This is a genomic window from Streptomyces sp. NBC_00435, from assembly GCF_036014235.1.
In the GTDB taxonomy this organism is placed as follows: Bacteria; Actinomycetota; Actinomycetes; order Streptomycetales; family Streptomycetaceae; genus Streptomyces.
This window is the reverse complement of record NZ_CP107924.1, coordinates 3,566,686-3,585,511: the sequence shown is the minus strand read 5'-3', so window position 1 is coordinate 3,585,511 and position 18,826 is coordinate 3,566,686. Positions and strand designations below refer to the sequence as shown.

General features: G+C 69.5%; 17 protein-coding genes. 5 read left to right on the top strand and 12 right to left on the bottom strand.

All coding sequences use genetic code 11. The features are described 5' to 3' along the window. Positions 1-96 precede the first annotated feature (96 nt). The 3 genes from OG389_RS16285 to OG389_RS16275 are packed head-to-tail and all read right to left on the bottom strand — an operon-like array spanning position 97 to position 3,229. Positions 97-1,617, bottom strand: a complete 1,521-nt coding sequence (locus OG389_RS16285) for a potassium/proton antiporter (RefSeq protein ID WP_328299207.1) — start codon at positions 1,615-1,617, stop codon at positions 97-99. A gap of 9 nt (positions 1,618-1,626) precedes the next feature. Next, positions 1,627-1,908 (bottom strand): DUF3040 domain-containing protein, encoded by a 282-nt coding sequence (locus OG389_RS16280; protein WP_328299206.1) that lies wholly within the window; start codon positions 1,906-1,908, stop codon positions 1,627-1,629. Between the two features lie 22 nt (positions 1,909-1,930). Further along, on the bottom strand, positions 1,931-3,229 hold the full coding sequence (locus OG389_RS16275; RefSeq protein ID WP_328299205.1) for an ArsB/NhaD family transporter: 1,299 nt from the start codon (positions 3,227-3,229) through the stop codon (positions 1,931-1,933). A gap of 475 nt (positions 3,230-3,704) precedes the next feature. Between OG389_RS16275 and OG389_RS16270 the strand changes: the two genes are divergently transcribed. The 3 genes from OG389_RS16270 to OG389_RS16260 are packed head-to-tail and all read left to right on the top strand — an operon-like array spanning position 3,705 to position 6,110. Further along, a complete protein-coding gene (locus OG389_RS16270) occupies positions 3,705-4,592 on the top strand; it encodes a slipin family protein (RefSeq protein WP_328299204.1) in 888 nt (295 codons plus the stop codon). Positions 4,593-4,595: 3 nt separating this feature from the next. Further along, a complete protein-coding gene (locus tag OG389_RS16265) occupies positions 4,596-5,027 on the top strand; it encodes an NfeD family protein (protein WP_328299203.1) in 432 nt (143 codons plus the stop codon). Between the two features lie 3 nt (positions 5,028-5,030). Next, on the top strand, positions 5,031-6,110 hold the full coding sequence (locus OG389_RS16260; RefSeq protein WP_328299202.1) for an SPFH domain-containing protein: 1,080 nt from the start codon (positions 5,031-5,033) through the stop codon (positions 6,108-6,110). A 154-nt stretch (positions 6,111-6,264) separates the two neighbouring features. Here the strand turns inward: OG389_RS16260 and OG389_RS16255 are convergent, their stop codons facing one another. The 7 genes from OG389_RS16255 to OG389_RS16225 all read right to left on the bottom strand — a co-directional run bounded on the left by OG389_RS16255 (position 6,265) and on the right by OG389_RS16225 (position 10,379). Continuing rightward, positions 6,265-6,600, bottom strand: a complete 336-nt coding sequence (locus tag OG389_RS16255; protein ID WP_267038982.1) for an ArsR/SmtB family transcription factor — start codon at positions 6,598-6,600, stop codon at positions 6,265-6,267. Positions 6,601-6,777: 177 nt separating this feature from the next. Further along, complete coding sequence (locus tag OG389_RS16250) at positions 6,778-6,999, bottom strand: alkylphosphonate utilization protein (protein WP_030648694.1); 222 nt, start codon at positions 6,997-6,999, stop codon at positions 6,778-6,780. Positions 7,000-7,042: 43 nt separating this feature from the next. Continuing rightward, on the bottom strand, positions 7,043-7,453 hold the full coding sequence (locus tag OG389_RS16245; RefSeq protein WP_328299201.1) for an STAS domain-containing protein: 411 nt from the start codon (positions 7,451-7,453) through the stop codon (positions 7,043-7,045). A gap of 16 nt (positions 7,454-7,469) precedes the next feature. Further along, entirely contained in the window at positions 7,470-7,895 is a 426-nt protein-coding gene (locus OG389_RS16240; protein ID WP_267038984.1) for an ATP-binding protein, read from the bottom strand. After that, positions 7,892-8,314, bottom strand: a complete 423-nt coding sequence (locus OG389_RS16235) for a pyridoxamine 5'-phosphate oxidase family protein (protein WP_328299200.1) — start codon at positions 8,312-8,314, stop codon at positions 7,892-7,894. The genes OG389_RS16240 and OG389_RS16235 overlap by 4 nt, the downstream gene beginning before the upstream one ends. After that, complete coding sequence (locus OG389_RS16230; RefSeq protein WP_443059436.1) at positions 8,311-9,963, bottom strand: SulP family inorganic anion transporter; 1,653 nt, start codon at positions 9,961-9,963, stop codon at positions 8,311-8,313. Before OG389_RS16230 ends, OG389_RS16235 begins: the two co-directional genes overlap by 4 nt. A gap of 74 nt (positions 9,964-10,037) precedes the next feature. After that, positions 10,038-10,379, bottom strand: a complete 342-nt coding sequence (locus tag OG389_RS16225) for an ArsR/SmtB family transcription factor (RefSeq protein WP_328299199.1) — start codon at positions 10,377-10,379, stop codon at positions 10,038-10,040. A 478-nt stretch (positions 10,380-10,857) separates the two neighbouring features. Here OG389_RS16225 and OG389_RS16220 point away from each other — a divergent pair, with 478 nt between their 5' ends. Both OG389_RS16220 and OG389_RS36785 read left to right on the top strand, forming a co-directional pair. Continuing rightward, positions 10,858-11,463 (top strand): DinB family protein, encoded by a 606-nt coding sequence (locus OG389_RS16220; RefSeq protein WP_328303836.1) that lies wholly within the window; start codon positions 10,858-10,860, stop codon positions 11,461-11,463. 48 nt (positions 11,464-11,511) lie between these two features. Then, a complete protein-coding gene (locus OG389_RS36785) occupies positions 11,512-11,718 on the top strand; it encodes a transposase (RefSeq protein WP_443059435.1) in 207 nt (68 codons plus the stop codon). 186 nt (positions 11,719-11,904) lie between these two features. On the opposite strand, the gene OG389_RS16215 is transcribed toward OG389_RS36785, so the two are convergent. Both OG389_RS16215 and OG389_RS16210 read right to left on the bottom strand, forming a co-directional pair. Continuing rightward, positions 11,905-12,087, bottom strand: coding sequence for a hypothetical protein (locus OG389_RS16215; RefSeq protein WP_328299198.1), 183 nt, complete (start codon positions 12,085-12,087; stop codon positions 11,905-11,907). A 20-nt stretch (positions 12,088-12,107) separates the two neighbouring features. Next, positions 12,108-18,311, bottom strand: coding sequence for a DNRLRE domain-containing protein (locus OG389_RS16210; RefSeq protein WP_328303835.1), 6,204 nt, complete (start codon positions 18,309-18,311; stop codon positions 12,108-12,110). Positions 18,312-18,826: the final 515 nt, after the last annotated feature.

The following is an 18,826-nucleotide window of genomic DNA, read 5'->3' as shown; positions in this document are numbered from 1 at the left end:
CCCGCTTTGCCCTTCACGGTCTTCGTGCCGTTCCTGATGGCTGGCGTCGCCCTGGTTGGATTCGCGCAGGTCTCCCGCCCGCGGAGCGGCTCCTAGTCAGTCGGTGCCGCCACCGACCGGTTCGGACCTGCCGTGTTCGCCGAGCCAGCGGGCGAGTTTGCCCCGGCGGCCGACAGCGCGCAGCCTGCGCTCGGTGGCCTGCCGAGTGGCCGAAGTGGTGACGAGGAGCAGCTCGTCCCCAGCCGTGAGAACTGTGTCGGGGCCGGGTACCTGGGTGACGCCGCCGCGGACGAGGAGGGTGATCACCGCGGGTGGTGGGAGCCGGAGTTCGAAGACGGCGACCCCGTGGAGGCGTGATCCGGGCGGGATGGTGACGGTGAGGAGGTCGGCGTCCAGGACGTCCAGGGGTGCGCTCTCGACCTGGATCTCCCGCACGGCCCCGGGGCGGGCGATGTGCAGGAGGCGGGCGGCGGCGGGCAGGGTGGGGCCCTGGACGAGGGTGAAGACGACGACGAGGACGAAGACGATGTTGAGCAGGTGAAGGGAGCCGTCGATGGCGGCGACGATCGGGAAGGTGGCCAGGACGATGGGGACGGCGCCGCGCAGGCCGGCCCAGGAGATGAATACCTGTTCCCGCCACGGGGTGCGGAAGGGCAGCAGGCAGGCGGCGACCGAGACGGGGCGGGCGATCAGCAGCAGGACAAGCCCGACTACGAGTGCGGGCAGGATCGCGTCGGGCAGTTCGCTGGGGTCGACGAGCAGGCCGAGCATGACGAACAGGCCGATCTGAGCGAGCCATCCGGTGCCCTCGGCGAAGGAGCGCGTCGCCGCGCGGTGGGGCAGGCGCGAGTTGCCCAGGACCAGCCCGGCGAGATAGGCGGCGATGATGCCGCTCGCGTTGACGAAGCCGCCGGCGGCGAAGGCGATGGTGCCGAACCCCACGGTGGCCAGCGGGTACAGCCCGGTGGCCGGCAAGGCGATGTGTCGTAGCGCGGCCACCCCGATCCGGCCGACGGCCAGCCCCAGCAGCCCGCCGACGGCGAGCTGATAGACGACGTTGCCGAGGATCGCGGCCGGGCCAGGGAGGTCGGCGACGGCGGTGGAGAAGACCAGGACCAGGATGATGGTCGGGGCGTCGTTGAACCCGGACTCGGCCTCCAGCAGCCCGGTGGTCTTCCGCGGCAGAGGCAGGGAGCGCAGGACGGCGAAGACGGCGGCGGCGTCCGTCGAGGAGACGATCGCGCCCAACAGCAGGGCCAGGTGCCAGTCCATGCCCAGGAGGTAGTGGGCTCCGGCGCCGGTGACCGCCACGGAGACGGCAACGCCCGCGGTGGCGAGAACACCGGCCGGTGCCAGCCGGCGCTTGACGTCGGGCCAGTGGGTGCTCAGGCCGCCCTCGACGAGGATGACCGCGAGGCCTGCGGTGCCCAGGGACTGGGCGAGCTGCGCGTCATCGAACTCGATGCCGATCACGTCCTCGCCCGCGATCACGCCGACGGCGAGGAACAACAGCAGGCTCGGCAGACCGAGCCGGTGCGCCGCCCGGGCGGCGGCGATGCTGGCCATGAGGACGACACCACCCACCAACAGCACCAAGTACAGCCGCTGCAGCGTCACAGCCCGCCCCTATGGCCCGGGCCGGCGCGGACCACGCCGGCGGCTGGTGTCGAAGAGGTGCGCCGCGAGCGCGGCCATGATCAGGCCGACCGCCAGCAGCGTCCCCAGCCGGGCCGCGGCCCCGGCGACCATCATGGCCAGGGCGCAGGCCATGATCAGCCAGGCCCGCCCGTTGCGGTACTCACGGGGCCGGCGCGGACGCCCCATACCCAGGGCGCGGGCGAACCTGGGATCGTCGTGCCACAGCACGGCCTCGAGCTCGGCGATCCTCTCGTCATCGGATTCCGGCATGGCCTTGCCTCCTTTCCATCGGTCAGGCGAGTGCGAAGTAGCGCAGCCACACGTACAGCCCGGCCAGCACGGTGGTGACCGCGGTGACGACGAGTCCGTACCGGCTGAACTGCCAGAAGGAGATGTGGTGTCCGGCGCGGTCGGCGATGCCGATGGTGACGACGTTGGCGGAGGAGGCGATGATCGTGGCGTTGCCAGCCAGGTCCGCGCCGAGGGCGAAGGACCACCACAGCATCTGGGCCTGATCGATTCCTCCAGAGGCCTCGACGATCTCGGAGACGACCGGGCTGGTCGAGGCGACGAAGGGGATGTTGTCGATGACCGCGGACGGCACGATCGACCCAAAGAGCAGGGCCATGGACGCGCCGAACAGGTTGCCGTCCAGTACACGGGCTGCGGCCTGGCCGAGGTCGGTGAGGATCCCCGTCTGGACCATGGCGCCGACCATCACGAACAAGCCGGCGAAGAACGCCAGGGTCTCCCATTCGACGTCGGCCGCGACCTTGCGCGCGTCGAGCCGGGAGACGGCGAGGAGGATCAGGCCGCCGGAGATCGCCACCACCGATGGCTCCAGGTGGAGGGTGGTGTGCAGGACGAAGCAGGCCATCACGACCATGACGACGGTGCCGCTGACCGCCAGGAGCCGACCGTCGGTGATGGCGTCCCGCTCGCGCATGGCCATGACGTGCGCGGCCCGCTTGGGATCGTAGGAGAACGCGCCACGGAACATCCACCGGGCCATCACCGCGAACACCACGACCAGCAGAGCCGAGATGGGCGCCATGTGGAGCAGGAAGTCGTTGAACGACAGCCCGGCCCGGGAGCCGATCATGATGTTCGGCGGATCGCCGATCAGGGTGGCGGCGCCGCCGATGTTGCAGGCCATCACCTCGGCGATCAGATACGGCACGACCGGGACCCCGAGCCTGGTGCAGACCGCGATCGTCACGGGGGCGATCAGCATGACGGTGGTGACGTTGTCCAGCCAGGCAGACAGGAAGGCGGTGGCGAAGATCAGGAGAACCATCAGCCGGTACGGGCGGCCGTGCGACCGTTTGGCGGCCCAGATCGCGACGAACTCGAACAGGCCGGTGCGTTTGAGGACGGAGACGATCAGCATCATGCCCAGCAGCAGGAAGATGACGTTCCAGTCGATGCCGGCCACGTCGGAGAAGAACGCGTGCTCCGGGCTAGTCGCCCCGATCAGCAGCATGACGACCGCGCCACCCAGGGCCGCGGCGACCCGGTGGACCTTCTCCGTGGCGATCAGCACGTAGACGGCTCCGAACACCGCCACCGCCAGCCACGCGGTGACACTCATGGCGGGCCCGCCCAGTCAGTTCCGCGGTTACATGGAGACGGGGTCGTCATCGGCGCGGCTCCGTTCACAGGTGCTGCCGCGAGCACCCGCGCCGCACGAGGGCCACCCCGAACAGAAGGTGCTCCAGACCCCCACCATCACCTGGCGCCCCGGCCCGGCGCATCGGGGCCAGCACCCATCTTCACGACCCCTGACACAGAGGGACCGCACCCTCGGCAGCCCCCGCCGTGCGCGGTCTCGGCGGCAGGCTCCGCGACCGGGACCGCCGCAGGCGGGAGACCCCCCTGGGACCCGCAAGTGCCGGGCATGCGACGTGCGCACCGCCTAGGCACGCTGTGCTGGCGATGGTCGCTCGCTGGAAAGCACGACCCTCTGCCTCGTACCGTCGTTCGGCCTGTCACCCGCCATCAGGGTCAAAAGATAGTAAAGGGGGCATATCTAGAAGAGAGCTTGCACTGGAGGGAGATGGTTCGCCATGGTCCAGGAGCTGCTTACCGCACTGGCGATCACCGGCGCCGCCGGACTGCTCTATGTGGCAGCGGCAGCCCACGTGGTCAGGCAATACGAGAAGGGCGTTGTGCTGCGCTTCGGTCGCCTGCGCGGCCAGGTGCGCGGTCCCGGGTTCGTCATGATCGTTCCGGGCGTGGACCGGATACACAAGGTGAACATGCAGATCGTGACGATGCCGGTGCCCGCCCAGGACGGCATCACCCGCGACAACGTCACCGTCCGGGTGGACGCCGTCATCTACTTCAAGGTCGTCGACCCCGTCGACGCGATCATCCGCGTCGAGGACTACCGATTCGCCGTCTCCCAGATGGCGCAGACTTCGCTGCGGTCCATCCTCGGCAAGAGCGATCTCGACGAGCTGCTCTCCAATCGCGAGAAGCTGAACCAGGGCCTGGAACTGATGATGGACAGCCCGGCTGTCGAGTGGGGTGTAACCATCGACCGGGTGGAGATCAAGGACGTCTCCCTCCCGGAGACGATGAAACGGTCGATGGCGCGGCAAGCCGAGGCCGACCGCGAGCGCCGGGCCAGGATCATCAACGCCGATGCCGAACTCCAGGCGTCCAAGAAGCTGGCCGAAGCCGCCGGCGTGATGTCCGACCAGCCAGCCGCCCTCCAGCTCCGGCTGCTGCAGACGGTGGTCGCGGTCGCCGCCGAGAAGAACTCCACCCTCGTCCTGCCCTTCCCCGTCGAACTGCTGCGCTTCCTCGAACGGGCCACCCCGCAACAGTCCGCCGTGTACAGGGCGTCGCCCGCTGTGGCGCTGTCCAAGCCCCCCAAGGCAGGGGATGCGCCGCAGCACCCTGCGGCATCAGCCGCGCCCTGCGCACTGCCGTACTCGCCAGGAGGCTAAGCAATGGATCCTTGGCTGACCTGGCTGATCGCTGCTCTGGTCTTGGGCGCGGCAGAGATCGCCACTCTCACCGCGGCGCTCGGGCTGCTCGGCGGCGCAGCACTGGTCACCGCCGCCTTCGCGGCCGCCGGCCTGCCCCTGCCGTTGCAGTTCCTGGTGTTCGCGGTCGCGGCGACGGTCGGCGTGGTCTTTGTACGCCCTGTCGCCCTGCGCCGTCTGTCCCCGCGGACCGAGGAGCGCTTCGGCGTGGACGCGCTGGTCGGCGCAGCCGCATACGTGACCGTGGAGGTCTCGAGGCTGGGCGGCAGGGTCCGTATCGGCGGTGAGGAATGGACGGCGCGCGCCTACGACGAGTCTCTGGTGATCCCTCCCGGTACGACCGTCGACGTCATCGAGATCAAAGGCACCACCGCGCTGGTCTACCCCCGGGAGTGAGCCATGGAAGTGTCCGCGTTCCTCATCGTCGGCCTGCTCGTCGCGGTGTTGGCGGTGTTCACCGTGGTGCGGGCGGTACGGATCGTCCCCCAGGCCCGCGCCCGCAACGTCGAGCGGCTCGGCCGCTATCACCGCACCTTGAAGCCCGGGCTGAACGTCGTCATCCCGTACGTCGACCGCGTGTACCCGGTGATCGACCTGCGCGAGCAGGTCGTCTCCTTCCAGCCGCAGCCGGTCATCACGGAGGACAACCTGGTCGTCGAAATTGACACGGTGCTGTACTTCCAGGTCACCGACCCGCGCGCGGCCGCCTACGAGATCGCCAACTTTCTGCAGGCGGTGGAGCAGCTGACCGTCACCACACTGCGCAATGTCGTCGGATCCATGGACCTGGAGAAGACCCTCACCTCACGGGACACCATCAACAACCAACTGCGCGGTGTCCTCGACGAGGCCACAGGCAAGTGGGGACTGCGGGTCAACAGGGTGGAGATCAAGGCCATCGACCCGCCGCAGTCCATCAAGGACGCCATGGAGAAGCAGATGCGGGCCGAGCGGGACAAGCGGGCCGCCATCCTCGGCGCCGAAGGGCAGCGCCAGTCCCAGATCCTCACCGCGGAAGGCGACAAGCAGGCCGCCGTACTCCGGGCGGAAGGCAACCGGACCGCCGAGATCCTCAAAGCCGAGGGCCAATCGCGGGCTATCGACGAGGTGTTCCAGGCCGTCCACCGCAACGACCCCGACCCCAAGCTCCTCGCCTACCAGTACCTCCAGACGCTTCCCCAGATCGCGCAAGGCCCCGGCAACAACTTCTGGGTGATACCCGGCGAGGTCACCTCCGCCCTCCAAAACGTCACCCGCGCCTTCAACGAGGTCCTTCCCCCGTCCTCGGCGACCCGGGAATCGTCCTCCGACGACCTGGCCGTCCAGGCCGCGAACGACGCAGCCCAAGCGGCGGAAGCCGCCGCCGAAGCGCTTGCCGACGCCGCGGAAGCCGACGCAGCCACCGGGTCGATCCCTCCTCGCTTCCCGACAGCGGACCCGCGCGACCTGCCGGACGCGCCGCCCGATCCGCCAAGCTAAGGGTCCCGTCCCCGCATACGTGGGGTAGCAAGGTTCGGAGCATGGGGGAGCGGCCGTCTTCCGGTGTCAGAAGCGCAGGCTGAACCCGCACTAACGGAAGACGGCCGCCGTATGTAGGGTGCGGGCCTCGTGCGGCCGGCGCCGTGTGTGCTGCCTAGGTGGGGCTGTTGGCTTGGAGGTCGGCCAGGAGTTCGGCCTGGCCTTGAAGGACGCCGGAGAGGATGCCGCGGGCGACCTTGAGGAGTTCGGCGATCTGGGGGTGAGTGAGGCTGTAGTACACGTTGGAGCCTTCACGGCGGGTAACCACCAGGTTGGCCTTGCGCAGGACGGCCAGCTGCTGGGAGAGGCTCGCAGCCTCGACCCCGACCTCGGGGAGCATCTCGGCGACCGCGTGCTCGCGTACGGACAGGAGCTCCAGGACGCGGATGCGGACCGGATGCCCCAGCGTTTTGAAGAACTCCGCCTTCAGCTGGTACAGCGGTGCGCTCACCTGGGTACCCCTGCCGTGACTGCCCATCTCATCCACCCGGAACCGTTCCTTCACAGGGGCATCCATTCGCCCCTCATCACGCCTTGTGACCTCCACAATTGCAGATCCCTGCAACTCCTGGGACTCGGCGAGGCGCCTTCGTGACGTTCGGACCCCCGAGATCGGGTCTTTCGCCGGTCAGGCCTTCTTGAGGAACTCGGTCTTCAAGACCAGGCCCTTGACCTTCTTCGTATTGCACTCGACCTCGCCGGGCCGGGAGGTCAGGCGGATGTTCTTCACCAGGGTGCCGCGCTTGAGGGTCTCGGAGGTTCCCTTGACCTTCAGGTCCTTGGTCAGGGTGACCGAGTCGCCGTCCTCAAGCACGGTGCCGTTGGAGTCCTTGAAGATGATGTCGCTCATGGTGCCGGTGTCCTTGCCGTTCTCGCTGGTGCTGGTGCTGGTCTCAGGTGAGGGCGGGTTCCTCGGGGTACTGAGGGGTGGGCCAGTCATCCGTGCGCCACTGCTTGACCGTCCCAGGGGCACCGTGGGCGGCCAGCGCGGCGGCGAGGTCGCAGTGGACGGTGACGGGCGGACAGGTGGCGTCCGGGACCAGCGAGCCGTCCGCCGGAATCGCAGCGAGCTCGAGTCTGCGCCCGCTTTCGGCAAGGCGGCGGGCAGCCTGGGCGACCGCGATCTGCCCGCCGGCCGACCAGCCCAGCAGCCCCGTCAAATCCAGGATGACCGGGCCGGTGCCCCGGGCGAGCGCCCAGCCGATCGCGCCGGTGAACCGGTCGGTCGCGTCCGCGCCGAGATACCCGGCCAGGGACAGCACGCCCAGGTCCCGGCGGGTGGTGTAGCGCCATTCGATCGTCATCGTCAGCTCCTCGGCTTCACAGGGGAAGGGTGATCCAGATGGCCTTGCCGCGCCCGTCCGCATCCGCCCGTACGAGAGCGGTGCCGCCGAGTTCCATCGTCATCGCGACGACCATGGCGAGTCCGCTGCCGGGCGTGGTGGCGAGGGCTCCGAAGAGGGCTGGCTGGTAGGGGTGGCGGTCGTGGACGGCGAATGCGAAGGCGCCGGGTCCGTGCGCGTAGGTGACGGTGACCATCGGCGAGGACTCGGCGGCATGGCGGACGCAGTTGGTGACCAGCTCGGCCAGGATCAGCAGAGCCGGGCCCACGTTCGGGTGCCGAAGGCCGACCCCGCACTCCATGAGGACCAGCTCGGTGGTCTCGCGGGCGATGCGGACGGCCGAGCCCATGGCGGGCACGCTCAGCACGTGCCGGTAGGGCATCGTCTCAACCTGGATACTCACCGGCCCGCCCCCGTCACCATGCGGGCGATGCGGAACCCGGACACCTGCTGCGGGTGCAGGCGCAGCAGGGTGTCGTGCGGGCCGTGGGCACAGCCGGGCAGGGTGCGCCGGTAGTGGGCGGCCTCGTCCGGGTCGGCGATGACGTCGGCCGGTCCGTGGGCGCTGACCGTCCAGCCCGTGCCGTCCGGGCTGCGGATCTCATCGACCTGGTAGGTGAGCAGTGCACGGCCCGGGATGGTGGCGGCTTGCACGGGGGCGCGGACGACGAGGCGTCCGTACTCCATCACGTGTGCGGCGGGCCGGACGACAGCCAGCTCCCGCTGAACATAGACGAGGCGCCCTTGGCCGGGGCCTTCCAGGAGCCACAGAGCTTCGGTGCCGGAGACCTCGATGAGGCGGTGGTCGGTGGGGACGGTCATCGTGCGGCCTTCCGGATGCGGTGCGGTCGGTGCTTGAGCGGCAGCAGGCCCGCCTGCTCCAGGTGCTTGCGGGCCCCGGCGATGGCTTCCGGGGTGGTGGCGTACTCGCGGCCCTCCAGGCGCAGCAGCTCTAGCGCGCCGACCGCGTCCAGGGCCTGGCGCTGGCCGGGCCGGATACCGGAGGTCATCACGGCGATGCCGCGCCGGTTCAGCTTCTCCACGGCGTCCTTCAGGACGAGGGCGCCGGTGGCGTCCAGGGTGGTCACCCTCGACATGCGCAGGATGACCACCTTCACGTCGGCGACCTCGGAGAGTTCGAGGAGGAAGCGGTGGGCGCCGGCGAAGAAGAGGGGGCCGTCGATGCGGTAGGCCACGATGTGCTCCGCCAACAGGGCGTGTTCCTCGTCGCTGTGCTCACCGGGCACATCCGGGCGGAAGTCGACCTGTTCCATCCGGGCCTGACTCGCCACTGCCTTCAGCGCAAGGGCGCCAGCCACGATCAGGCCGATGATCACGGCATAGACGAGGTCGAGGACCAGGGTGGCGGCAGCGGTCAGGACGAGCACGACGGCGTCCGAGCGTGTCGCCTTCGCCATCGCGCGCAGCGAGCCGACCTCCACCATGCGGATCGCCGTCGCCAGCAGGACCCCCGCCAGCGCCGCGAGGGGGATCTTCGAGACCAAGGGGGCTGCGGCGAACACGATCACCGCGAGCACTGCGGCGTGGGTGAGGGCGGCCAGCCGGGAGGAGGCACCGGTACGGACGTTGACCGCCGTGCGCGCGATCGCGGCCGTGGCAGGGACGCCACCGAAGAGCGGGGCCGCGAGGTTGGCGATGCCCTGCCCGAACAGCTCCTTGTCCGGGTCGTGCTGCTGCCCCACCGTCATACCGTCCGCGACCGTCGCCGACAACAAGGACTCCAGCGCTGCCAAAGCAGCCACCGCAACCGCCGGGGCGAGCAACGAGCCGAACGCGGAGACGTCGAGGAAGGCGAGAGAAGGGGCGGGCAGGCCGGAGGGCAGCGCACCGATCGGGGCCGCCGCGTCCAAGTGGAAAACCTGTGTGATCACGGTCGCCGCGATCACCGCGACGATCGAGAAGGGGATCGTCGGCTTCCACCGGGCTCCCGTCAGCATCACTGCCGCGACACCGGTCGAGAGACCGATCGCGGTCCAGTTCGGGAAAGCCACGAAGTCCACGAGGGCCCGCCAGGCAACGAGCAAGACCTTCTCGCCCTCGGGCTTGTCGACGCCGAGCGCGTTGGGTATCTGCTGCAGGCCGATCACGCACGCGATCCCCAGCGTGAAGCCCTCCACCACCGGCGCCGGCACGTACCGCATGTACTGTCCGGCCCGCAGCAGGGCGAGACCGATCAAGAGGACCCCGGCCATCAGCCCGACGGTCAGGACGCCACCGGGCCCGTACTGGGCGACGATCGGCACCAGCACCACGGTCATCGCCCCGGTCGGGCCCGACACTTGAAGGTTCGACCCGCCGAACAGCGCGGCCAGGGCGCCGGCGACCACGGCGGTGGCGAGCCCCGCCTCGGCGCCGAGCCCGGAGGAGACCCCGAAGCCGAGCGCGAGCGGGAGGGCGACGATCGCCACGGTCAGCCCGGCCAGGAGATCCCGCCGGGGGCTGCGGCCCATCGCCTTGAAGTCCGCCCGGGCCGGCAACAGCGAGCGGACCCGCCCGAGCGCGGAGGCCAGCAAGGTGCTCACCGTCACGAGGCCGGAACCTCGGACTCGCGCAGTTCCTCCAGCAGCACGCTCTGCCCGGTCAGCACCTCCGTCAGGATCCGCCGCGCCGCCAGCATCAGCTGCGCAACGTCCCCACCCGCCAGCTCGTAGACGACGGTTGAGCCGTCACGGGTCGAGGTGACGATCCCTGAGCGGCGCAGGACCGCGAGCTGCTGTGACAGCGCGGAGGGCTCGACCTCGATCGCGGCCAGCAGGTCCCGCACCGGCATCGGACCCTCCTGCAGCAGCTCCAGGACCCTTATCCGCACCGGGTGCCCGAGCATCCGGAAGAACTCGGCCTTGGCCTGATACAGCGGAACCGGCACGGTCTCGCACCCTTCTCATCACCCCGAGCAACGGGGCGAACGGCTTGGTACTGTGCCCGCGGCTACCTACGGACACAGCACCCACAGCATCTATGAAATTGCAGACTTCTGCAATTCACAGAAATGACGACTGTTCCCGACTGGAGCCCGTATCTTCTACCCAGGGCCTCGCCGCCACCCCCGTCGGCGAGGCTCTGGCCGGTCTAGGTGCACCGCCCGGTTCTTATCCAGGACCAGATCGCAACGCAGGCAGCCGGCAGGGCGGCGGGCGCGCATCCTCAGCCTGTGCACTGCGGCGATCCGCATTGGTCACTCCTCAGCCAGACCAGGCCTGAGAGGTTGTCTCACGTGGCACGTTTCGCGAGCTTCTTGCAGCAGGTCAGGGCGGCGGCCGTGGCCAGGCCTCGGCTCTGCCAGTCGTTGCGGACCACGTACGGGATCTTGAGGCCACGAGCAGCCCATGGCAGGCTCGTGCCGCATGATCGATGAATTCGCGAAGGACAACCTGCACGGGAGACTGCGGCGGGACCGTGAGGCGCTGCTCTGGAAGCTCGACGGCTTGTCCGAGTACGACGCGCGCCGGCCTCTGACAGTGACCGGGACCAGCCTCCTCGGCCTGGTCAAACATGTGGCCACCGTCGAGGCCAGGTACTTCGGCGAGGTCTTCGGCCGCCCTTCCCCGGAACCGCTGTCCCGGTGGCAGGACTCCGACGGCAGCGATCAATGGGCGGCCGAGAACGAGACCCGCGATCAGATCATCGGGTTCTACCGGCGCACGTGGGAACACTCGGACGCGACGATCAACATGCTTCCCCTCGATGCCCCCGGCCACGTGCCGTGGTGGCCGGAGCCTTATGCCGACACGAACCTGTTCGCCGTCATGGTCCATGTCCTCGGCGAGTCCAACCGGCATGCCGGGCACGCCGATGTCCTGCGCGAGGGCCTCGACGGCCGGACTGGGTTGCGCCCCGAACACGAGAAGCAGATCGATGAGGAAGCCCGTGCGGCCTACCGCGCGAAGATCGAGCAGGCTGCCAGGTCGGCCGCACCGATCAAGGCTAAGAGGGTGTCTCACGTGACGTGATGTTCGTGCGGCCTGCTGCCGGTCGTGGGCGCTGATCTGTCGAAGCATATGGTTCCTGAGGAACTCCGGGAGCTGGCCGCCCCGGTGCTGCCGTCGTTCGCTGCTCGTCCGCAAGGTGGTGGGACCGCTCCGTGTGACGAGCGGGCCGTGTTCACGGCAGTGGCGTACGCGCTGACCAGCGGGTGTGCTTGGCGGCATCTGCCGCCGACGTTTGGCACGTCGCCCGCTACCGCGCATCGGCAGACAGCCCTGTAATCCTCCGGTCGCCGATGATCGCTGTAGGAGACCCGTCTCCCACCACACGGACATGATCAGGGATCACGATCCAGCGCTGCACCGCCAACCGTGCACGAGCTTGTTAGGGCGGGATTGCGTGAGCCTGGCTCCAGCAACGACGGCGGGGCCACAGCTTAGGCTGTGGCCCCGCCGTGTTTCAGGCGCCTACTGCTTGGTGCGTCCCTGGAAACGTTCGACGATCCAGGCGAGACAGAAGAAGAACGCCGCGGCCTCCAGGAAGGCCGTGTTCGATCCGCGGCCGTCCTGGATCGCAACGGTCACGGCGACCGCCGCACTGATCACTCCGCAGAGGAACAGCGCCAGCGCCGATCGTTTGTCGTATCTCATAGCGGTGTCCTTTGGTGCGATCAGCAGCGGTACTGCCACGGGAAGAAGAACGTGTTGTAGTTCTGGACGTACTTCCAGTACCTGTGGAACCAGATGCTCGCACCCGCCGAGATGGCGAGACAACGGCCGCCTCGGTTGATCGCGTTGTGAGCTGTGTACTGGATCCACGCGCCCATGCCGCCGATGGCCACGGCGACTAGCCAGCCGACGACGGGAATGCCCGCGGACATGCCGGCGGCCACGCCGTAGGCGTAGTGCGAGTATTCCTTGATGCGCCAGGTCCAGCGGTAGTTGAAGTACCCGGTCACGGCGACGTAGCCGGAGCTCTTGCCCCAGCCCGGGATGTAGACCTGGGCGACGAGCTTGCCCCAGGAGCGGTAGAAGGTGCGTGACCAGGTCCAGCGGCCGTCCAGGTCGTAGGCGTTGGCCGGGTCCGCGCCCACGTACTCGTAGGCGTTGCGGGCGCCGCCCGGAACCGGGTCCATCTGGAGGAAGCGGCCGGCGTCGGGGTTGTAGACGCGGGCGCCCATCAGCATGGTGCCGCCGAGGGTCTCGGAGGACCGCTGGGCGGAGCCGAGCCACTGGTAGCGGGTGGCGGGAGAGCCTGCGCGGACCTTGCCGTACTCGTCGGAGCTCATCGAGGTCGGCGGCTTGGACACGTCCAGCGGGAGGGCCAGGCTGACGTCACCGTGCAGGTTCGACAGTTGGAGGATCGTCTCGCCCGTGCTCGACGTGGTGGCCGCGAGGCCGCCCGCGAGGCCCTGGACCATGCGGGTGACCCGGCCGGCCGCGTCCTCGGTGATCCACCGGGGGCTGTCGGCGTCGCTCGCGTAGTGGTTGGTCTTCGACGCGGTCTGCGTCCAGGTGCCACCGGAGTTGGACTCGGTCTTGAAGGTCCGGGTCCGCTGCGCGGGGTCCAGGCTCCAGGTCTGGCGCGAGCTGCCCGCGGTCTGCTGCTCGACCAGGTCACTGTTGTAGTAGCTGAGCGTGGTGCCGCCCGGCATGGTGGTGGTGCGGCCGAACTTGTCGTACGCGTAGCCCGCGTCGACGATCCGGTCGGCGCTGTCGAAGGCCGAGGTCTTCGTGGTGCCGCCGGTGGTCGGGCAGTCCGCGCCCGGGGTGGACGCCGCCGTCGTGAGCGATGTCCGGTTGGAACGGCTGTCGAAGCCGTAGCCGCGCACGGTGCACACGTCGGCGTAGGTGTCGTTGACCTGGGTCAGCCGCCCGATCGCGTCGTAGCTGTACTCCTGTCGTTCGGTCTGCCCGGCGCCGCCGGTGTGGGTCAGGCGCTGGCCGTGGACGGACTCGGTGACCGAATCGCCGAGGAGGAGCGCACCGTCGGAGTCGCGGGTGTAGGTGCGTTCCTGGAGCGCGCCGGCCCGGCCGAGGTTCTGGCGCATGGTGAAGCCGCCGGGGAGGGTCTCCTTGACCACGCCGCCGTCGGCGTCGTAGGTGGCGGTGAAGGCGCCCGCGACGGAGTCGGTCATCGAGGTGGCCAGGCCGCGGGCTTCCTTGGCGTGGTCGTAGCCGATGGTCACCGTGGACGGTACGGAGTCCGCCACCTTGACCGGGCGGTTGAGTCCGTCGTACTCGGTGGCGGTGGTACCGCCGTCGGCGTCACCGTAGGAGACCAGGCGGCCGAGCGCGTCGTACTGCTTGGTGACGGTGCCGGCCGTGGTCGAGGTGATCTTGGAGACGCGGCCGTTGGCGGGGTCGTGCTCGGTGGTCGAGACGGGCGCCGCGGTGCCGATGCCTCCGGTGACGGTCACCTTCGTCAGGCGGCTCCCTGCGTCATAGGTGCTGGCGGTGGTGCGGGTGGTTCCGCCGGCCACCTCGGTGATCTTGGTGATCTGGCCGAAGACGTTGTACTCGTACGTCTTCGTGGGCAGGTCGGACGGGTTGGAACCGCCGCCCGTGATCGCTCCCGCCGGAGCGGTCCGGCAGATCAGGTCCGCCCACTCGGGGCGGCCGGCGCAGGTTCCCGTGCCGTCCGCGGTGTAGTACTCGGTCGTCAGGGTCGCGGCGTCGTTGCCGTTGGAGCCGGGCTGGACGGCCTTGATCACCCGGCCCCGGCTGTCGACCTGGGTGCTCGTCGTGATCGCGAGCCCTGCCGGGTCCTCGATCGTGGAGGTGCCCACGCCCTTGGCCCAGTCGTAGGTGCTCTTGGTCAGCCGGGCGTCGGCCTGCTTGGTGGGCAGATCACGCAGCTGGGCGGCCTTGACCGTGCTGGTGAGCTGGTTGCGGATGACGGCCGAGCCGTCGGTGGGACGACCCTCGTCGTAGGTGTTGACCGTCCAGGGACGGGCCGAGACCGTGCTTCCGGCGGCGACGAGCGTGGAGGCGCCCTCCACCACGGCCTTGGCCAGGGTCACCTCCCGCAGTGGCGCCAGGGTTTCCAGCGTGCGGGTGCCGTCGCTGCTGAAGAGCGAACGGTCGGAGAGCAGCTCGGCGCGCTCGGCGGGACTCAGGGCGGTGATGCCGAGGCGCGTCAGGCGGTCGGTGTACTCCTGCGTGCCGCCCAGCGCCAGTGCGCGGTTTCCGGCGGACAGCCGGCGCACGACGTTGCCGAAGCGGTCGTACTCCGTCGTCTCGACGTTGCCGGCCTCGTCGCGGGTGTTGACCTCAAGGCCCGAGGCGTTCATGTAGCGCACGACGGCGCGGCCGTAGGAGGCGGCTGCCAGGGCGGACCCGTCGTTGGAGGCGGGAACGCTGTCGGAGGGGAAGGCGGCGGTGGCGTCGGTCGGGGTGTTGGTCTGGCCCCAGGCCGCGACATCGGCGCTGCCCATCGCCTTGGGGGCGGCTGCCCCGGTCAGCGGGACGTTGTAGACGAAGGAGGTCGAGGCGGTGCCGTCGGTCTCGGTCTTGCTGCCCTGCTTGAGCGTGGGGCGGCTCACCTTGAGCAGCATGCCGTCGCCGCCCGCAGGGCCGCCGACGTTGCCGTAGGTGAAGTTCCAGCCGAGCTCGCCCGGCGGGGTCAGCGCGACGACCCGGCCCGCGGAGTCGTAGTCGTAGCCGGTCTTCAGCGAGGGGGTGATGCGCGGGTCCCAGGTCTGGCGCAGGCGGCCCGTGCTGTCGTAGGCGTACTGGGCCACGGTCTTTGCGACCGAGTTGGTTGCGCCGGGCTCGGTCGCCCACAGGCGGATCTGCTGGACCCGGTCCTTGAAGTCTCCGAACAACAGGGCCGTGGCCGTGGTGGTCGTCGGGTAGACGAACTCCAGGAGGCGGCACCCCTTGGTCGACGGGGTGCTCGCGCACGTCTCAGCCGGGACCTTGTTGCCCGGGGCGATCAGCAGCTTCGGGCGGGCGAGGACCTTGCCGTTCACCGTGACGGCCTCGGAGATCACCTCGGTGTCGCTGTCCGCGACGCCGGCCTTGCCGGAGGACGTCACCTGCCAGGTTTCAGCGGCGGGATCGACCTTGCCGAACTCCGATGCGGTGCCGTCGGCCCCGGTCAGGGCAAACGTCGTGGCGAAGGTGCCGGTCAGCGTCCATGCCTCGGCGCCCGGTTCCGGGACCCAGGAGCTGGCAGCGGAGGTCTTCGCGGTGAAGTGGACCGCGCTGCCATCCTCCATGACCAGGTCGAGCGAGGTGTCGGAGGTCTTGCGGACGTGCGTGAAGCCCGTCTGGCTGGTCTCGGCGACCGCGCCGGACACCCACTCGTCTCCGAAGATCGGGACCTGACCCTTGGCCGCCGCGCCCGCGCCGGGGCGGCGCGAGGAGGCGGTGCGGGTCGCCCCGACGCCGAAGAAGCTCTCCTCGGTGCCGGCGATCCGGTAGTCACCGGTCAGCAGGTTCGCCGTGCCCGGCCCGGCCTCGGTGGAGGCCGCACCGTCCGCGTTGCGGTCGACCACGACGCTCAGGGGCGCGGTGGCTCCGACGGCGGAGTTCGGGCCGGTGAAATCGGCCTTGATCTGCACGGTGCCGTCGGGGGTGACCGTGTCGGTGGCGTTCCACACGAGCGGGGCACTCTTGCCCGCGGTCAGCGGGACGGGCCAGGCGGTGAGCGCCGTGCCGTTCAGCGTGACGTGGCCTGCCGGGATCTGCGTCCAGGCGTCGGCGTCGGAGCGCCGCCAGGAGAAGGATGCCTTGTCGTACTTGGCCGCATCGCTCTCGGCGAGCAGCGGGAGGCGGCGTACGGTACGGGCGCCTTCGGAGGGCTGCACGAAGCCGCCGGGGCCCGCGTGGAAGGTGTAGTCGGCGGTCTCGGACTTGTTGTCCGCCTTGTCCACCGCGCGCACCGACAGCACGTGCGTGCCGTCCTTGGGCGGGGTGACCGAGATGGCCTTGGCGCCCGCGGCGCCACCGGTGGGCACCTTGGTCCAGGTCGTGCCGTCCAGCGACCATTCGAGCCAGTTGTGGTCACCGGCGGGCGGGGTGACGGTGAAGGTGCCGGCCTGGCCCGCGCCCTTGACCCACGCCGTCGACGGGTAGTGGGTGGACGTGATGCCGGTGGGCGCGGAGGGTGCGGCCGTGTCGACCGTGAAGGTCTTCTCGGCCGACCAGCCGAGGTTGTAGTGCGTGCCGTCGTACGGGGAGGTACGGAAGCGGTACGTCTTGCCGTTGGTCAGCACCCCGGCGGGGACCGTCACCGACGCGGCCTGCCCGGAGGGCACGAACGAGGACCGCAGGACTTCGCCGACCTGTGCGTTGGTGGCGTTGTCGAAGATCTGGAAAGCGCCCTGGATCGTGTCGCCGTTGACGTCGATGAAGGTGTCACGGAGCGTCGGGGTCAGGGTGTTGACCGTGTACGCGCCGCCGTAGGAGAAGAACGGCGGGCCGGCCTCCTGCTTGGTTCCCGTCCGCGGCCGGTAGTTGTAGGTCACCGTCAGCTTGGGGACGTTGGAGGCGGCGTTGGCGGAGTTGACCCGCTTCCACTGCTTGGCGTTCGCCTCGTCAGGGGTCCGCAGGCCCATGCTGGAGTAGGCCCACTTGTTGTTGGACCAGTGCTGGACCAGGCTCGTGACGTTGGCGTTGATCCAGCCGTCGGGCTGGGACGCGCACGACGGGCTGCCCTTGGTCTCGGTGGAGGTGGCCATCTTGGTGACCATCGCCGGCTGGTTCGTCCAGCGGGAGGCGGTGGTCGGCCCGTTGGCGGTCCACACGTCCCAGGGCTGGGCGGCGCAGTCGGTGTTGCCCGAGTGGAAGTTCCACAGGGACAGCTTGGCGTCGGAGATCAGCGCGTCGGCGACCGGGGCGGTGTTCCAGGTGATGAACGAACGGGCGGTACGGAAGGTGCCGTCGGCGTTCTTCGTGCCCGGGTTGCCGAAGTCCAGCTCGGTGTCGTTGGACCAGTCGACGGTCTCGCCCTGCTGGACGTAGGTGTCGAAGAGGCTGCCCAGCGAGGAAGTCGAGGGGTCGACGGTAACCGGGTACTTCGTCGCCGGGTCGGCGAGGAACGCGGCGTCGGGGGTGATGACGAGGTCGACGCCGGCCTTGGTCTTGACGACCTTCATGCCGACCTTGGCGCGCCGGGTGTGCTCACCGGAGGCCGCGTCGACGGTGGCGTCCCACATGACAGGGGCCGGCATCGTCGCCGTCTTCTTCGACTTCTTGTCGGTGAACAGCACACTGCCGTCAGGCTGCTGCTCGACCTTCAGACCCTTGGTCTTCAGCGGCAGTGTGTACGAGAAACCGGCCGCGGGCTTCGCCTTGACCTCGACGAACTGCTCGAAGCCGGTACGGGTCGCCTCGACGACCACGTCCGCGCCCGGAACCGCGTCCGGGTACGTCGCCCGGGTGCCGTCCAGCTTCGGCGCGGGCAGTCCGCCACGCCACTGCAGCGTGATCGCCTCGTCGCCCTGGCCCAGGGTCACCAGGTCGGTCGCGGGAGCCGCCTGCGCCGCCTTCAGCGAAGCGGCCCCGGCACCGGACTTGCCGGCCAGTCTCAGGCCCTGCGGGTGTGCCTTCGAGTGCACCGAGCCGTCGGCTGCGGCCGCGAGGTTGACATCGACGTCGCGCCAGTCACCCGTCCCGGGATCCTGGAAGCGGATCGGCCCGGCTGCCAGGTCCGTGGTGAGGGAACCGTCCTTGTTCACCCAGGTCGTGGACGTCTCGGTTCGCTCGGAAAGCGCCTCCACACGCTGGCCCGACAAGCGGGCCGCCACACGGGCCGACGGAATGCCGGCAGCTGTCGTCGCAGCCTGCGGCTGCGCGGCCTTGGCCGTGGGCTGGACGCCGGGTGCTGCCAGGGCCGCTTCGGCGCCGTAGAGCGTCGACATCGACATCAGCACGGCCACACCGACGGCGGCGGTACGAACTCTCGCGTGCTGACCGCGTCTGGGCCGCACTCGGAACCCTGGCGAGGGCTCCGGTATCTGGGTTGTCACGATTCTCCCCTTGTACGTGTACAGGTGGTGCTGGTGGGGCCGGCGCGTGAGCAACCGGCCCCTGCGTCGCCCCGCACGAAGGCGTGGCGACGCAGTCTGAGGGCCGCAGACCAGTGCGTTCACTGGACGGCGGCATGCCGTGAACACCTCCCGGCTGGCAAGCCGGAACGGATGCGCGGAGATGGGGAGCCGAACTAGAGTTCGATCAGGCCTCTCCAGGTAGTTCCACGGGTGAGCTCGCCGCCGCGCGGGCCGGGCAGGTGGGACCCGGGGCAGTGAGCTCGACCGTTGGCGCGCCCTGGGTGCTGAGGTCGCCCGGAACGTTCAGGACGCCGCGGGGCCGGGGGCGGGACGGCACGTCGGATCCGGTCCGTGCTGCTGTCGCTGGTCGCCGTCCGCGCCAGCAGGGCGTG

Coding starts and splice junctions, on each gene's coding strand:
- OG389_RS16280 (WP_328299206.1), bottom strand. CDS start 1,908: ATGCCGGAATCCGATGACGAGAGGATCGCCGAGCTCGAGGCCGTGCTG.
- OG389_RS16275 (WP_328299205.1), bottom strand. CDS start 3,229: ATGAGTGTCACCGCGTGGCTGGCGGTGGCGGTGTTCGGAGCCGTCTAC.
- OG389_RS16270 (WP_328299204.1), top strand. CDS start 3,705: ATGGTCCAGGAGCTGCTTACCGCACTGGCGATCACCGGCGCCGCCGGA.
- OG389_RS16265 (WP_328299203.1), top strand. CDS start 4,596: ATGGATCCTTGGCTGACCTGGCTGATCGCTGCTCTGGTCTTGGGCGCG.
- OG389_RS16260 (WP_328299202.1), top strand. CDS start 5,031: ATGGAAGTGTCCGCGTTCCTCATCGTCGGCCTGCTCGTCGCGGTGTTG.
- OG389_RS16250 (WP_030648694.1), bottom strand. CDS start 6,999: ATGAGCGACATCATCTTCAAGGACTCCAACGGCACCGTGCTTGAGGAC.
- OG389_RS16245 (WP_328299201.1), bottom strand. CDS start 7,453: ATGACGATCGAATGGCGCTACACCACCCGCCGGGACCTGGGCGTGCTG.
- OG389_RS16235 (WP_328299200.1), bottom strand. CDS start 8,314: ATGACCGTCCCCACCGACCACCGCCTCATCGAGGTCTCCGGCACCGAA.
- OG389_RS16230 (WP_443059436.1), bottom strand. CDS start 9,963: ATGGGCCGCAGCCCCCGGCGGGATCTCCTGGCCGGGCTGACCGTGGCG.
- OG389_RS16220 (WP_328303836.1), top strand. CDS start 10,858: ATGATCGATGAATTCGCGAAGGACAACCTGCACGGGAGACTGCGGCGG.
- OG389_RS36785 (WP_443059435.1), top strand. CDS start 11,512: ATGGTTCCTGAGGAACTCCGGGAGCTGGCCGCCCCGGTGCTGCCGTCG.
- OG389_RS16215 (WP_328299198.1), bottom strand. CDS start 12,087: ATGAGATACGACAAACGATCGGCGCTGGCGCTGTTCCTCTGCGGAGTG.
- OG389_RS16210 (WP_328303835.1), bottom strand. CDS start 18,311: ATGTCGATGTCGACGCTCTACGGCGCCGAAGCGGCCCTGGCAGCACCC.